Source organism: Pseudomonas massiliensis (assembly GCF_000826105.1).
In the GTDB taxonomy this organism is placed as follows: Bacteria; Pseudomonadota; Gammaproteobacteria; order Pseudomonadales; family Pseudomonadaceae; genus Aquipseudomonas; species Aquipseudomonas massiliensis.
The window spans coordinates 346,395-359,304 of sequence record NZ_CCYK01000007.1; the positions used below are offsets into that span (position 1 = coordinate 346,395).

16 protein-coding genes are annotated in these 12,910 nt (G+C 62.9%); 5 read left to right on the forward strand and 11 right to left on the reverse strand.

The features are described from left to right. Positions 1 to 48: 48 nt before the first annotated feature. Both BN1188_RS12410 and tldD read left to right on the forward strand, forming a co-directional pair. On the forward strand, positions 49 to 900 hold the full coding sequence (locus BN1188_RS12410) for a carbon-nitrogen hydrolase family protein (RefSeq protein WP_040261785.1): 852 nt from the start codon (positions 49 to 51) through the stop codon (positions 898 to 900). Positions 901 to 902: 2 nt separating this feature from the next. Continuing rightward, positions 903 to 2,351 (forward strand): metalloprotease TldD, encoded by a 1,449-nt coding sequence (gene tldD, locus BN1188_RS12415; protein WP_040261786.1) that lies wholly within the window; start codon positions 903 to 905, stop codon positions 2,349 to 2,351. Between the two features lie 34 nt (positions 2,352 to 2,385). Here the strand turns inward: tldD and yjgA are convergent, their stop codons facing one another. Continuing rightward, on the reverse strand, positions 2,386 to 2,907 hold the full coding sequence (gene yjgA, locus BN1188_RS12420; RefSeq protein WP_040263899.1) for a ribosome biogenesis factor YjgA: 522 nt from the start codon (positions 2,905 to 2,907) through the stop codon (positions 2,386 to 2,388). Between the two features lie 109 nt (positions 2,908 to 3,016). Here yjgA and pmbA point away from each other — a divergent pair, with 109 nt between their 5' ends. The 3 genes from pmbA (at position 3,017) to BN1188_RS12435 (ending at position 5,522) form a co-directional block, all read left to right on the forward strand. After that, positions 3,017 to 4,363, forward strand: a complete 1,347-nt coding sequence (pmbA, locus tag BN1188_RS12425; protein ID WP_040261787.1) for a metalloprotease PmbA — start codon at positions 3,017 to 3,019, stop codon at positions 4,361 to 4,363. Between the two features lie 96 nt (positions 4,364 to 4,459). Continuing rightward, positions 4,460 to 4,903 (forward strand): tetratricopeptide repeat protein, encoded by a 444-nt coding sequence (locus BN1188_RS12430; RefSeq protein ID WP_040261788.1) that lies wholly within the window; start codon positions 4,460 to 4,462, stop codon positions 4,901 to 4,903. Position 4,904: 1 nt separating this feature from the next. Continuing rightward, positions 4,905 to 5,522, forward strand: coding sequence for a superoxide dismutase (locus tag BN1188_RS12435; protein WP_040261789.1), 618 nt, complete (start codon positions 4,905 to 4,907; stop codon positions 5,520 to 5,522). Between the two features lie 91 nt (positions 5,523 to 5,613). On the opposite strand, the gene BN1188_RS12440 is transcribed toward BN1188_RS12435, so the two are convergent. From BN1188_RS12440 to BN1188_RS12485, 10 genes are all read right to left on the reverse strand, one after another. Further along, complete coding sequence (locus BN1188_RS12440) at positions 5,614 to 5,886, reverse strand: HPr family phosphocarrier protein (protein WP_040261790.1); 273 nt, start codon at positions 5,884 to 5,886, stop codon at positions 5,614 to 5,616. 19 nt (positions 5,887 to 5,905) lie between these two features. Then, a complete protein-coding gene (rapZ, locus tag BN1188_RS12445) occupies positions 5,906 to 6,763 on the reverse strand; it encodes an RNase adapter RapZ (RefSeq protein ID WP_040261791.1) in 858 nt (285 codons plus the stop codon). Between the two features lies 1 nt (position 6,764). Continuing rightward, positions 6,765 to 7,229 (reverse strand): PTS IIA-like nitrogen regulatory protein PtsN, encoded by a 465-nt coding sequence (gene ptsN / locus BN1188_RS12450; RefSeq protein ID WP_040261792.1) that lies wholly within the window; start codon positions 7,227 to 7,229, stop codon positions 6,765 to 6,767. Positions 7,230 to 7,236: 7 nt separating this feature from the next. After that, complete coding sequence (gene hpf, locus BN1188_RS12455; RefSeq protein WP_040261793.1) at positions 7,237 to 7,545, reverse strand: ribosome hibernation-promoting factor, HPF/YfiA family; 309 nt, start codon at positions 7,543 to 7,545, stop codon at positions 7,237 to 7,239. A gap of 113 nt (positions 7,546 to 7,658) precedes the next feature. Then, on the reverse strand, positions 7,659 to 9,173 hold the full coding sequence (locus BN1188_RS12460) for an RNA polymerase factor sigma-54 (RefSeq protein ID WP_040261794.1): 1,515 nt from the start codon (positions 9,171 to 9,173) through the stop codon (positions 7,659 to 7,661). A gap of 126 nt (positions 9,174 to 9,299) precedes the next feature. Beyond that, positions 9,300 to 10,025: an LPS export ABC transporter ATP-binding protein gene (gene lptB, locus BN1188_RS12465; protein ID WP_040261795.1), complete on the reverse strand. Its 726-nt coding sequence runs from the start codon at positions 10,023 to 10,025 to the stop codon at positions 9,300 to 9,302. Next, on the reverse strand, positions 10,025 to 10,570 hold the full coding sequence (gene lptA / locus BN1188_RS12470) for a lipopolysaccharide transport periplasmic protein LptA (RefSeq protein ID WP_040261796.1): 546 nt from the start codon (positions 10,568 to 10,570) through the stop codon (positions 10,025 to 10,027). The genes lptB and lptA overlap by 1 nt, the downstream gene beginning before the upstream one ends. Beyond that, on the reverse strand, positions 10,557 to 11,129 hold the full coding sequence (gene lptC, locus BN1188_RS12475; RefSeq protein WP_040261797.1) for an LPS export ABC transporter periplasmic protein LptC: 573 nt from the start codon (positions 11,127 to 11,129) through the stop codon (positions 10,557 to 10,559). Before lptC ends, lptA begins: the two co-directional genes overlap by 14 nt. 8 nt (positions 11,130 to 11,137) lie before the next feature. Continuing rightward, complete coding sequence (locus BN1188_RS12480; protein ID WP_040261798.1) at positions 11,138 to 11,662, reverse strand: KdsC family phosphatase; 525 nt, start codon at positions 11,660 to 11,662, stop codon at positions 11,138 to 11,140. Continuing rightward, a complete protein-coding gene (locus BN1188_RS12485; RefSeq protein WP_040263901.1) occupies positions 11,662 to 12,636 on the reverse strand; it encodes a KpsF/GutQ family sugar-phosphate isomerase in 975 nt (324 codons plus the stop codon). The genes BN1188_RS12480 and BN1188_RS12485 overlap by 1 nt, the downstream gene beginning before the upstream one ends. Positions 12,637 to 12,910 lie beyond the last annotated feature (274 nt).

A 12,910-nucleotide genomic window follows, 5' to 3' on the forward strand; every position in this document is an offset into this window, starting at 1 on the left:
GTGGGTTAGGATGCACCTTGAACCCTTATCTAGGAGACGCCAGCGCCTATGGACGTGGCCGTGATCCAGATGGTCAGCCAAACCGACCTGGCCTTGAACCTGGCGCGGGCCAGGGCACTGCTCGAGCAGGCTAGCGAGGTGGGGGCCAGGCTGGCGGTGTTGCCGGAGAACTTCGCCGCGCTCGGCCGCAGGGACGTGGCAGCCATCGCCCGGGCCGAAGCCCAGGGCACCGGCCCGGTGTTGCCAGCGCTACGCCAGTGCGCTCGGGACTTTGGCCTCTGGCTGGTCGCCGGCACTGTTCCACTGCCACCGGAAGGCGCGCCGGACGCGCAGCCCCGCGCTTGCTCGCTGCTGCTGGACGACACCGGGCGCACAGTCGCCCGTTACGACAAGATCCATTTGTTCGACGTGGATGTGCAGGACGATCGGGCCCGCTATCGGGAGTCCGATGACTATGGCCATGGTCACAACCTTGTGGTTGCCGACACGCCGGTAGGGCGGCTGGGGTTGAGCGTATGCTATGACCTGCGCTTCCCTGAACTCTATGCGCGGCTAAGGGATGCCGGCGCGGAGCTGATCAGCGCGCCTTCGGCGTTCACCGCGGTGACCGGGGCCGCTCACTGGGAGGTGCTGATTCGCGCCCGTGCCATAGAAACCCAATGCTACCTGTTGGCCGCGGCCCAGGGCGGTGAGCACCCTGGCCCACGCCATACCCACGGGCAATCGGCCATCGTGGACCCTTGGGGTCGGCTGCTCACGCAGCACCAGACGGGGGAAGCGGTACTGCTGGGCTCACGCGACGCTGTCGAGCAGGCGTCCATCCGTGAGCGTATGCCGGTGCAGATGCATCGGCGCATTTTCTCGCAGGCTGCCATGCGGCCTGCCCCTATCGCGGAGTGAACATGAGCGAGATGTTGAATACGGTCAGCGACCAATTGCTGACCCCCGGCGAGCTGACCCTCGACAGCCTGAACGCCGTACTGGGCGAACTGGCCGGTCCTGGAGTCGACGCCGCCGACCTGTATTTCCAAGCGCAGATCTCCGAGTCCTGGGCCCTGGAAGACGGTATCGTCAAGGAAGGCAGTTTCAATTTCGACCAGGGCGTGGGCGTTCGCGCCCAGGCTGGCGAGAAAACCGGTTTCGCCTATAGCAACACCATCACGCGTGAAGCCTTGAGCCAGGCCGCCCAGGCCGCTCGTTCGATTTCCCGGGCAGGCCAGCACGGGCAGGTACGTGCCTTCGCGCAGCCGACACAGGCGCGAGCGCCCCTGTACGGCGCGGACAACCCGCTGGACGTGATGAGCCGCGCTGAAAAGGTCGAGCTGCTCAAGCGCATCGATGCCTATACCCGTACCCTCGACCCCCGCGTGCAGCAGGTTACCGTCAGCATGGCAGGCGTCTGGGAGCGGGTACTGGTAGCGGGCATGGATGGCAGCCTGGCAGCCGATATCCGCCCCTTGGTGCGTTTCAACGTGAGCGTGATCGTCGAGCAGAACGGCCGCCGCGAGCGGGGCGGGCAGGGTGGTGGCGCGCGCACGGACTACCGCTATTTCCTGGATGAGGAGCGGGCCATGGGTTACGCCCGTGAAGCCCTGCGCCAGGCTCTGGTCAACCTGGAGGCCCGGCCCGCTCCGGCCGGTACCCTGCCCGTGGTGCTGGGGCCGGGGTGGTCCGGCGTGCTGCTGCACGAAGCCGTGGGGCATGGCCTGGAAGGAGACTTCAACCGCAAGGGCAGCTCGGCCTACAGCGGACGGATCGGCGAGCAGGTGGCCTCCAGCCTGTGCACCATCGTCGATGACGGCACCCTGCAAGGTCGTCGCGGCTCGTTGAGCGTCGACGATGAAGGCACTACCACCCAATGCACGACCCTGATCGAGAAGGGCGTGCTCAAAGGCTACATGCAAGACAAGCTCAACGCGCGCCTGATGGGCGTGGCGGCCACCGGCAACGGGCGCCGGGAGTCCTACGCGCACCTGCCCATGCCTCGCATGACCAATACCTACATGCTGGCGGGCGAGCATGATCCCGAGGAAATCATCCGATCAGTCAAGAAGGGGCTTTATTGCGCCAACCTGGGCGGTGGCCAAGTGGATATCACCAGCGGCAAGTTCGTGTTCTCGACCAGCGAAGCCTATCTGATCGAGGATGGCAGGATCACCACGCCGGTCAAGGGCGCCACCTTGATCGGCAATGGTCCCGATTGCATGAGCAAGGTGTCCATGGTGGGCACGGACCTGGCGTTGGATAGCGGGGTGGGCACCTGTGGCAAGGATGGTCAATCGGTGCCGGTCGGTGTTGGCCAGCCCACGCTGAAGATCGACGCTATCACCGTGGGCGGCACCGGGGCGTGACCTTGCCAGGCTTCGCCCCAGGTGAAGCTGTGGGTCAACGCAGGCCGCGTTGCTGCTCGTCGATCTCGCGGATGTACTTGAAGATCTTGCGGCTGGCCGAAGGTGGGCGATTGTGCGCGGCCTCGTGCTGCGCATGGCGCACCAGTGAACGCAAATGCTGGCGATCGGTTTCCGGGTATTGGCCCACGAACGCATCCAGTACCGCGTCATCGCCGGCGATCAGCCGGTCGCGCCAGCGCTCTAGGTTGTGGAAGCGTTCGTTGTACTGCCTCGTAGAGGCGTCGACCTGGTCCAGCAGCTCGAGAATCGCCGCCGTGTCCTGGTCTCGCATCAGTTTGCCGATGAACTGGGTGTGCCGTTTCTTCGCCGCATTGGCCGTGTGCCTGGGCGCTTCTTCCAGTGCCCGCCGCAGCGGTTCGGTCAGCGGCAGCCGGGCGAGCAGGTCTGGTTTGAGCGTGATCAGCCGCTCGCCCAGTTCTGTCAGTGCCTGGAGCTCGCGTTTGACCTGCGTCTTGCTTTTACCCTCACCGAGGGCGTCGTCGTATGAATCAACCATGGGGGCCGTCCGCTTATAAACGCCGCCATGATAACCAGTCGGGGGCCGGTTGTCCGGTCCGGCCAGCAGGCCCTTGCCCGGATCCGTCTTTGAAGTTGTGGAGAAACCCATGAAAGCAGTCGATAGCGTTGGCCCGCAGGCGCTGCCGCCCTTACAGGAACAGGTCGAACAGATCATCGCCGAGGCCCGCCGCCAGGGCGCCAGCGCCTGCGAGGTGGCCGTTTCCCTGGAGCAGGGCCTGTCCACCTCGGTGCGCCAGGGCGAAGTCGAAACCGTTGAGCTCAACCGCGACCAAGGCTTTGGCATTACGCTTTACCTGGGGCAGCGCAAGGGATCGGCGAGCACCTCGGCCACCGGCCCCGAGGCCATCCGGGAGACGGTCGCGGCGGCCCTGGCGATCGCGCGACATACCTCCGAAGACGATGCCGCGGGGCTGGCCGACGCGGCGCTCATGGCCCGTGAGCTGCCCGCGCTGGATCTGTATCACCCATGGGAGATCAGTCCCGAGGCCAGCATCGAGCTGGCACTGGCCTGCGAGGCGGCGGCATTCGCAGCCAGTCCGCTGATCCGCAATGCCGACGGCAGCCAGGTTTCGACCCACCAGGGGTGCCGGGTGTACGGTAATAGCCACGGGTTCATCGGTGGCTATGCGTCTACCCGCCACAGTCTGAGCTGCGTGATGATCGCCGAACAGGACGGGCAGATGCAGCGGGACTACTGGTACGACGTGAACCGGGAAGGCGGCCTGCTGGCTTCGCCCGAAGCCATCGGTCGCAAGGCCGCCGAACGCGCCGCCAGCCGGCTGGGCGCGCGCCCGGTGCCCACCTGCGAGGTCCCGGTGCTGTTCGCCGCGGAACTGGCTGGCGGATTGTTCGGCAGCTTCCTCTCGGCCGTATCGGGGGGCAATCTCTATCGCAAGTCCTCCTTCCTGGAAGGGGCCCTCGGCCAGCAGCTGTTCCCAGACTGGCTGACCCTGGACGAGCGTCCCCATCTACCCCGAGCCCTGGGCAGCGCGGGCTTCGACGGTGACGGCCTGGCCACCTATGCCAAGCCCTTCGTGCAGGATGGCCGGCTGGTGTCCTATGTGTTGAGCACCTATTCCGGTCGCAAGCTGGGCATGCCCAGCACAGCCAATGCCGGGGGCGTGCACAACCTGTTCGTCACCCACGGCGGCGACGACCAGGCCGCGCTCATTCGCAAGATGGGACGTGGCCTGTTGGTTACCGAGCTGATGGGCAGCGGCCTGAACATGGTCACTGGTGATTACTCCCGCGGCGCTGCGGGGTATTGGGTCGAGAACGGCGAAATCCAGTTCCCGGTCCAGGAAGTGACCATCGCTGGGAACATGAAAGACATGTTCAGGCAGGTCATCGCGGTGGGCAATGACCTGGAATTGCGCAGCAACGTACGTACCGGATCCGTACTGATCGAGCGCATGACAGTAGCTGGCAGCTGAAATACCCCTTGGTCTACCATAGTTGCATTGAGAGTGATTATCACTAATAGTCACTCTCATCACTTGTAAGCACCTCAACCTGCAAGGGGAGCGACCATGGACCATTGGAAACAGACCATCGAGCGCGCCAATGCGCTCTTTGCCGAAGGCAACTGGGTCGACGCCCGGGAGCACTATCTGCGGGCACTGGCCCTGGCGCAGATTCTCTTCGAGCGATGGAGCAACCCGGACGAAGCGGTCGCGGCTTTCGTGGTTTCACACCACAACCTGGCGGACCTGCACCTGAAACTGCGGCAGCCGGAAGAAAGTGCCGAGTACCTGTGCGCGGCCCATGAGCATTTGCTCCATGCGGTAGCCGATTCGCACTTGTCCGTGGCCTTGCGCCAGGCAGCGCTTCGTCACAGCGATCGCACCTATACGGAACTGCTGGGTTTCATTGCCGTCCATGGCGAATACCCCCGCACCGCGAGCTTGCTCGGCGGTGCCATGGGCCAACCGTCGCGCCATACCGGCGCGCACTCGCGATACGGAGTCCACTGACATGCCGCACACCCTGCCGTCCTTGCCGTACGACTACAAAGCCTTGGAGCCCCATATCGATGCCCAGACCATGGAGATCCACCATACCAAGCACCACCAGACCTACATCAACAACCTGAACGCCGCCCTGGAAAACACCGAATACGCCGAGTGGCCAGTGGAAAAGCTGCTGGCAGCCTATGATAGCCTCGAGGATAAACTCAAAGGCCCCGTGGCCAACAACGGTGGTGGCCATGCCAACCATTCCCTGTTCTGGACGGTAATGGCCCCTTCGGCCGGCGGCCAACCCAGCGGCACGGTGAAAGAGGCGATCGAGAAAGACCTGGGCGGCTTCGATGCCTTCAAGGAGGCTTTCACCAAGGCCGCGGTGAGCCGCTTCGGCAGTGGCTGGGCCTGGCTGAGCGTCACCCCGGAGAAGAAACTGGTGGTCGAGAGCACTGCCAACCAGGACAGCCCGTTGATGAAAGGCAATACTCCCATCCTGGGGCTGGATGTGTGGGAGCACGCCTATTACCTGAAGTACCAGAACCGTCGCCCTGAATACATAGGCGCGTTCTTCAACGTGGTCAATTGGCCGGAAGTGGAAAAGCGCTACCAGGCAGCCGTGCAGGCCTTCTAAGCTCGCTGGCGTATCGGTAGGGGCCTGCGAAGCGAGCGAATCGGCAGTTTCGCCAGCTGCGCTGGTTCCTACAGGTGCACCGCTCCCGGCTTCACTCCCCTTCGTCGAACTTGTCGTTGATCAGGCCTGCGAGCGCATCCAGCGCTTCCTGGGCCTGTTCGCCTTCGGTGCTCAGGTGAATCTGGGTGCCTTTACCGGCCGCCAGCATCATGACTGCCATGATGCTCTTGCCGTCTACCAGGCTGGCCGAGCTACGGCCAACCCGAACCTGGCAGGGAAAGCGACCGGCGACGCCGACGAACTTGGCGGCCGCGCGCGCGTGCAAGCCCAGCTTGTTGATGATGGTAATGTCGAGTGCGGGCATTGCGTGGCAAGTCCTTGGTTCAGGTGAGGTCTCGATGGCGCACCTGCACGTTCCGTAAGGTCCGTTGCAGCAGTTCGCCGAGCCGCTCGGTGAGATAGACCGAGCGATGGTGCCCGCCCGTGCAGCCAATGGCAACCGTCACGTAGGCTCGGTTGCTTGCCGCGAACCTTGGTAGCCATTTGAGCAGGTAGCTGGAAAGGTCCTGGAACATGTCTTCGACCTCGGGCTGGGCCGCGAGATAGTCGATCACCGGCTGGTCCAGCCCGGAGTGCTCGCGCAGCTCCGGCTTCCAGTAAGGGTTGGGCAGGCAGCGCACATCGAATACCAGATCAGCGTCGATGGGCATGCCACGCTTGAAACCGAACGATTCCAGGAGGAACGCGGTACCGGCGTCTGGCTTGTTGAGCAGGCGCAGTTTCAGCGTATCCCTGAGCTGGTAGAGGTTCAGGCTCGTGGTGTTTATCTTCAGGTCGGCCAGGTCGGCTATGGGGCCAAGCAGGTCGCTTTCAACCCGAATGGCCTCGGCCAGGGAGCGATTGGCGCTGGTCAGCGGGTGTCGCCGGCGGGTTTCTGAAAAGCGCTTGAGCAGTGTTTCCTCGTCTGCATCCAGGAACAGCACGTCGCACTGGATGTGCTTGGCGCGGACTTCATCGAGCAATTCCGGAAAGCGGGACAGATGACTGGGCAGGTTGCGCGCGTCTATGGACACGGCGACCAAGGGCTGGGCCAGCTCGGTATGAATGATGGCACGTTCGGCGAGCTCGGGTAGCAGGCCGGCCGGAAGGTTGTCGATGCAGTAGAAGCCGTTGTCTTCTAGGACATCGAGAGCGGTACTCTTGCCCGAACCCGAGCGACCGCTGACGATGACCAGGCGCATGTCAGGCGCTGACCTGGGCGTTCACTACCACCTGGTACAGCGCCTCGCTGTCCCTGGCTGAACGCAGTTGGTCTCGAGTCTCGCGGCGGTCGAGCATGCTGGCGATCTGTCGCAGCAGTTCGAGGTGTGCATCGGTGGCTGCCTGGGGAACCAGCAGCACGAAGATCAGATCCACCGGCGCGCCATCGATGGCGTCGAAGTCTACCGGCGACTCCAGATGCAGGAGGGCGCTGACGGGCTCATGGCAGTTGGCGAGCCGACAGTGCGGAATGGCGATGCCATTGCCGAAACCGGTGGACCCAAGCTTTTCCCGTGCGATCAGAGCCTCGAAAAGGGCTTGCTGGCCGATATCGGGTAGGTCTTTATGGATCAGGCTGGCGATCTGTTCGAGGACGCGTTTCTTGCTGCCGCCCGGCACGTTCACCAGGGAACGGCCGGGGGTCAGGATCTGTTCTAGTCGGATCATCGGGGGCTCAGCGAGCGGCCGTACCTTGCAGGTGGCTCTGCTGTTTTTCCTTGTATTTGAGCAATTGCCGGTCGAGTTTATCGGTAAGAAGGTCGATGGCGGCGTACATGTCTTCGTGTTCCGCCTGGGCCACCACGTCGCACTTGGGAACCCGGATGGTCGCCTCGACGCGCTGTTTCTGCTTCTCCACTTCCATGATCACCTCCACATTGGTGATCTTGTCGCAGTGTCGCTCCAGCTTGGCGAGCTTTTCGGTCATGTAGCTACGCATGGCGTCGGTCACATTCAGTTGATGCCCACTGATGTTGACTTGCATACCGCTTCTCCTTATTGCCAGTGCATAAAGAGGCAGGCAAGAACCTGCCACTGAAACGCTGGTGGCATTCCCGGTGGTTGCCGACGACCAGGGCCGGCAGCCACCTGGCCAGGCTACATCAACCGCTTGCGTTCGCTGGACGGCGCGATCCCGAGGGACTCACGGTACTTGGCGACAGTGCGGCGTGCTACCTGAATGCCCTGTGCCTCCAGTAAACCAGCGATCTTGCTGTCACTCAATGGCTTTTTCTGGTTTTCGGCGGCAACCAGTTTCTTGATGATCGCCCGGATGGCCGTGGATGAGCATTCTCCGCCTTCCGAGGTGCTGACGTGGCTGGAGAAAAAGTATTTCAGCTCATAAATGCCGCGAGGGGTGTGCATGTACTTCTGGGTGGTGACACGGGAAATCGTGGACTCGTGCATGCCCACGGCTTCGGCGATATCGTGCAGCACCAAGGGTTTCATGGCTTCGTCGCCATAGTCGAGGAAGCCGCGCTGGTGCTCAACGATCTGCGTGGCTACCTTCATCAGGGTTTCGTTGCGGCTTTGCAGGCTCTTGATGAACCAGCGGGCCTCCTGCAACTGATTGCGCATGAAGGTGTTGTCCGCGCTGCTGTCGGCGCGACGTACGAACCCGGCATACTGTGGGTTCACACGCAGCCGTGGCACGGCCTCCTGGTTGAGTTCCACCAGCCAGCGGTCGTTGTCCTTGCGCACGATCACATCAGGCACCACGTATTCCGGTTCGCTGCTCTCGATCTGCGAGCCGGGGCGCGGGTTGAGGCTCTGCACCAGCTCGATCACCTGGCGAAGCTCATCTTCCTTGAGCTTCATTCGCCGCATCAGTTGGCTATAGTCCCGACTGCCAAGCAATTCGATGAACTCTGTAACCAGGCGCTGGGCCTCGGCAAGCCATGGGGTTTTCGGCGGCAACTGGCGCAACTGCAGGGCCAGGCATTCGCTAAGGTTGCGTGCGCCCACGCCGGCAGGCTCGAACTGCTGGATGCGGTGCAGCACGGCCTCGACTTCATCCAGCTCGATATCCAGTTCCGGATCGAAGCCCTGGCAAAGTTCTTCCAGGCTTTCCTCCAGGTACCCCTGGTTGTTGATGCAATCGATGAGGGTAACTGCGATCAACCGGTCGTTGTCGGACATCGGCACCAGGTTGAGCTGCCAGAGCAGATGGCTTTGCAGGCTTTCCCCGGCCGAGGTGCGGGTGGTGAAGTCCCAATCGTCCTCATCGCCGCCAGGCAGGCTGCTGGCGCTGGTCTGGTAGATGTCTTCCCAGGCCGTATCCACGGGCAGGTCTTCAGGAATGCGTTCGCTCCAGTCGCCTTCTTCGCTGGCTTGGGCGCCGCTGTCAGCGCTTTCCTGGAAGCTGGTTTCCTGGAAGGTCGGTTCGGGGCTTTCCGCCTGGGTGTTCGACTGCTCCGCCTTGTCAGCCAACGGGTCGGTATTGTCGAAGTCGTCACCCTCTTCCTGGCGTTCGAGCATCGGATTGGACTCGAGCGCTTCCTGGATTTCCTGTTGAAGGTCCAAGGTGGAAAGCTGGAGAAGGCGGATGGCCTGTTGCAACTGCGGCGTCATCGTCAGTTGCTGGCCCATTTTAAGGACAAGCGATGGTTTCATGGCGTGAGCTTGACACCTTGTTTGCCGGCGCGAGGCGCCTTCCACAACGGGCACTCCCAGCGGAGCACCCAGACTTGAAGCAAATTATATGCCTGAGGCTTCGAGCTTTGCCTAGGGGCTTTACACTTACAGCCGGAACTCGTGGCCCAGGTAGACCTCTTTCACCAACTCGTTGGCCAGGATAGTTGCCGAATCGCCTTCTGCAATCAATTGGCCATCGTTCACAATATAGGCGATTTCGCAGATATCGAGGGTTTCCCGCACATTGTGGTCGGTGATCAACACGCCAATGCCCTTGGCCTTGAGGTGATGAATGATCTGCTTGATATCACCCACGGAAATCGGGTCCACGCCAGCGAAGGGTTCGTCCAGCAGGATGAATTTCGGTGCGGTGGCCAGTGCCCTGGCGATCTCGACCCGTCGCCGTTCGCCGCCGGACAGGCTCATGCCGAGGTTGTCCCGGATATGGGTGATGTGGAATTCCTGCAAAAGGCTTTCCATGGCCTTGCGACGGCCATTGCTGTCGAGGTCCTTGCGGGTTTCCAGAATGGCCATGATGTTGTCGGCCACCGACAGCTTGCGGAAGATGGAGGCTTCCTGGGGCAGATAGCCAATGCCTGCCTTGGCGCGACCATGCATGGGCTGGTGGCTGACGTCCAGATCGTCGATCAGCACTCGGCCCTGGTCTGCCTGGACCAGGCCCACGATCATGTAGAAGCAGGTGGTCTTGCCCGCCCCGTTGGGGCCAAGCAGGCCGACGATCTGCCCACTTTCGATGGAAAGGCTGACATCTCTCACCACTTGCCGGCTTTTATAGCTCTTGGCCAGGTGCTGGGCCTTCAACGTTGCCATTACTGCGCCTTCTGCGGCTGGTCGGTTTTCTTCTTGGGCTGGATCACCATGTCGATCCGCGGGCGTGGCGCGGTCAGCTTGCTGCCCGTGGCCCGCCCGGCGTTCACCACCTGACGCACCGTGTCGTAGACGATCTTTTCGCCTTCGGAGGTGTTGCCATCGTTGATGACCTTGGCCTTGTCGATCAGCACGATGCGGTCCTGGGAGGCGAAGTACTGGATGGTCACCGCGTAGGCCTGGACGATCGGCTTGTCGACGGCAGGCTTCTGCTCGTAGTAGGCCAGGTTGCCCACGGCGGTGAACACGTCCACGTCGCCATTGGCTGCGCGGGTGACGGTTACCTTGTTGCCGGTGATCTTCATCGAGCCCTGGGTGATGACCACGTCCCCGGTGTACACGGCCACGCCTTGCTTGTCGTCAAGCTGGGCGTCGTCGGACTGGATATGGATGGGCTGATTCCGGTCGGTGGGCAGCGCCAAAGCGTTCACGCTTCCCAGTGCCGCGCCCAGGCCTAGCAGGAAGGGGAGTGTTTTAACGAGCCTCATACTGTCCTCTTACGGTGGACAGCAAGTGGATCTTGCTGTCGTTCAAATACGCTTTCATTCCCTTGGCAGTCGTGACGCCACCGGCGCCCTCGATTCTAACGTCTTGGTCAGTCTCCGCATATTGCTTCTGCGGGAATACCATGGCGCGGGACGTAGTGATCACGGTGGTTCGGTTCTGCTGGTCCGTGCGGTTGAGCCGTACGGCGTCAATGAGTTCGACCTGACTGCCGTCCGGATTGACCACGGCGCGCTCGCTGCGCACGTGCCAGGGGTAGGTCGTTCCCCGGTAGATGTCCATCACCGGCCTGGTCACATGGGTGACCTCGCTGGCCTTGAGGTGCTCGACCTTGTCGGCAATCATGTCGTACTGCCTGGAGCCGTCGGGCAGGTACTGCACCGTGTGCGCGTTGATCGCATAGTAGTCGATGGTACCGGCGTCGACGCTCGCCTTGGGGTTGTCGAGGAAGCGGCCAGGGCTGACGTTCCAGTACCCCACAGCGATCAGCAGGGCGGCGAGCGCCACCGCGATCGACAGGGTCAAGAGCTTTTTCTTGGGCATTGCGGTGCCTACAGGTAGTGGTTCAGCGCGGCGTCCAGGTTGCCCTGGGCCCGCAGGATGAGTTCGCAATATTCACGAGCCGCGCCTTCGCCACCCTTGGCCTGGGTCACGCCATGGGCGTGCCGGCGCACGAAGTCGGCGGCATTGGCCACTGCCATGCCCAGCCCCACGCGCCGGATGACCGGCAGGTCCGGAAGGTCGTCGCCCAGGTGGGCGACCTGCTCGTAAGACAGGCCCAGCGTCTGGATAAGCCCATCCAGGACCACGAGCTTGTCCTCGCGGCCCTGGTACAGGTGCGCAATGCCCAGGTTGCGTGCGCGGCGTTCGGTCGCGGCGCTGGTGCGGCCGCTGATGATGGCGGTTGTCACGCCCGAGGCCATGAGCATCTTGATGCCCTGGCCATCGAGTGTATTGAACGCCTTGATCTCGCTGCCGTCTTCCAGAAAGTAAAGACGGCCATCGGTGAGCACACCGTCGACGTCGAAAACCGCCAGTTTGATCCGGCTCGCGCGTTCCAGCAGGGCGTGATCCATCACACGACCCCCGCACGGAGGAAGTCATGCATGTTCACCGCGCCAACCGGGCGATCCTGTTCATCGACCACCACCAGGGCGCCGATCTTGTGGTCTTCCATGATCTTCAATGCCTGGGCCGCCAACATTTCAGGGGTAACGGACTTGCCGTGAACGGTCATCACCTGTTCGATGCGCGTGGCCTGGATGTCCAGGCTGCGGTCCAGGCTGCGGCGCAGGTCGCCGTCGGTGAAGACGCCGGCCAGGCGGCCGTCCTCTTCGATCACCACGGTCATGCCCAGCCCCTTGCGCGACATTTCCAGAAGGGCTTCCTTCAGGAGCGTGCCGCGCGTGACCTTCGGCAGGGCGGCCCCGCTGTGCATCAATTGCTCGACCTTCAACAGCAGGCGTCGCCCCAAGGCCCCGCCCGGGTGCGAAAACGCGAAGTCTTCGGCGGTGAACCCGCGTGCTTCGAGCAGGGCTACCGCCAGCGCGTCACCCAGCACCAGCGCCGCGGTGGTGGACGAGGTAGGCGCCAGGTTCAGGGGGCAGGCTTCCTGATCCACCCGGGCGCTCAGATGTACTTCGGCGGCCTTGGCCAGGGTGGATTCCGGATTGCCGGTAAGGCTGATCAGGCCGATGCCAAGGCGCTTGATCAGTGGTACCAGGGTGACGAGTTCCGCGGTGGTACCGGAATTGGACAGCGCCAGAACGATGTCGGCCGGGGTGATCATGCCCATGTCGCCGTGGCTGGCCTCGGCTGGATGCACGAAGAAGGCCGGCGTTCCGGTGCTGGCCAGGGTGGCGGCGATCTTGCGCCCGACATGGCCCGACTTGCCCATGCCCATGACCACGACGCGCCCGCTGCTGGCCAGGATCATCTCGCAGGCGTGGACGAAATCAGCGTTTATGGACTCGAGCAGGCCTTCCACCGCCTTGAGTTCAAGAGCGATGGTGCGCTGCGCGGACTGGATAAGGTCGCGGGTCTGGTTCATGCGGAGCAGGTCAGCCTGAGAAAAGGCCGGGATTATATCCGGATTGCCGGTAGCGCGCACGGCCCGGCGCAGCCGGTCATTTGCGCCTTCGCAACAAGGCCGGGCGAGTCGCTGGCTGGCGCCGCCGGCGCGGCCAGGCCCAGGGCGCATCGGCAAGCGCGGGCGGTTCCCCGCGCGGAGGTCGGTGGTATAGTGCGCCGCTTGTCGACCTCCGGCGGCGGTGTGCCCTGGCCTGTGGCTCACACGTCTTCAGGGGAATGTCGCATCGCAAGGA

What these genes read in the sequence shown, in the direction of transcription:
- BN1188_RS12410 (WP_040261785.1), top strand. Translation starts at nt 49, where the DNA reads ATGGACGTGGCCGTGATCCAGATGGTCAGCCAAACCGACCTGGCCTTG.
- tldD (WP_040261786.1), top strand. Translation starts at nt 903, where the DNA reads ATGAGCGAGATGTTGAATACGGTCAGCGACCAATTGCTGACCCCCGGC.
- yjgA (WP_040263899.1), bottom strand. Translation starts at nt 2,907, where the DNA reads ATGGTTGATTCATACGACGACGCCCTCGGTGAGGGTAAAAGCAAGACG.
- pmbA (WP_040261787.1), top strand. Translation starts at nt 3,017, where the DNA reads ATGAAAGCAGTCGATAGCGTTGGCCCGCAGGCGCTGCCGCCCTTACAG.
- BN1188_RS12430 (WP_040261788.1), top strand. Translation starts at nt 4,460, where the DNA reads ATGGACCATTGGAAACAGACCATCGAGCGCGCCAATGCGCTCTTTGCC.
- BN1188_RS12435 (WP_040261789.1), top strand. Translation starts at nt 4,905, where the DNA reads ATGCCGCACACCCTGCCGTCCTTGCCGTACGACTACAAAGCCTTGGAG.
- BN1188_RS12440 (WP_040261790.1), bottom strand. Translation starts at nt 5,886, where the DNA reads ATGCCCGCACTCGACATTACCATCATCAACAAGCTGGGCTTGCACGCG.
- rapZ (WP_040261791.1), bottom strand. Translation starts at nt 6,763, where the DNA reads ATGCGCCTGGTCATCGTCAGCGGTCGCTCGGGTTCGGGCAAGAGTACC.
- ptsN (WP_040261792.1), bottom strand. Translation starts at nt 7,229, where the DNA reads ATGATCCGACTAGAACAGATCCTGACCCCCGGCCGTTCCCTGGTGAAC.
- hpf (WP_040261793.1), bottom strand. Translation starts at nt 7,545, where the DNA reads ATGCAAGTCAACATCAGTGGGCATCAACTGAATGTGACCGACGCCATG.
- BN1188_RS12460 (WP_040261794.1), bottom strand. Translation starts at nt 9,173, where the DNA reads ATGAAACCATCGCTTGTCCTTAAAATGGGCCAGCAACTGACGATGACG.
- lptB (WP_040261795.1), bottom strand. Translation starts at nt 10,025, where the DNA reads ATGGCAACGTTGAAGGCCCAGCACCTGGCCAAGAGCTATAAAAGCCGG.
- lptA (WP_040261796.1), bottom strand. Translation starts at nt 10,570, where the DNA reads ATGAGGCTCGTTAAAACACTCCCCTTCCTGCTAGGCCTGGGCGCGGCA.
- lptC (WP_040261797.1), bottom strand. Translation starts at nt 11,129, where the DNA reads ATGCCCAAGAAAAAGCTCTTGACCCTGTCGATCGCGGTGGCGCTCGCC.
- BN1188_RS12480 (WP_040261798.1), bottom strand. Translation starts at nt 11,662, where the DNA reads ATGGATCACGCCCTGCTGGAACGCGCGAGCCGGATCAAACTGGCGGTT.
- BN1188_RS12485 (WP_040263901.1), bottom strand. Translation starts at nt 12,636, where the DNA reads ATGAACCAGACCCGCGACCTTATCCAGTCCGCGCAGCGCACCATCGCT.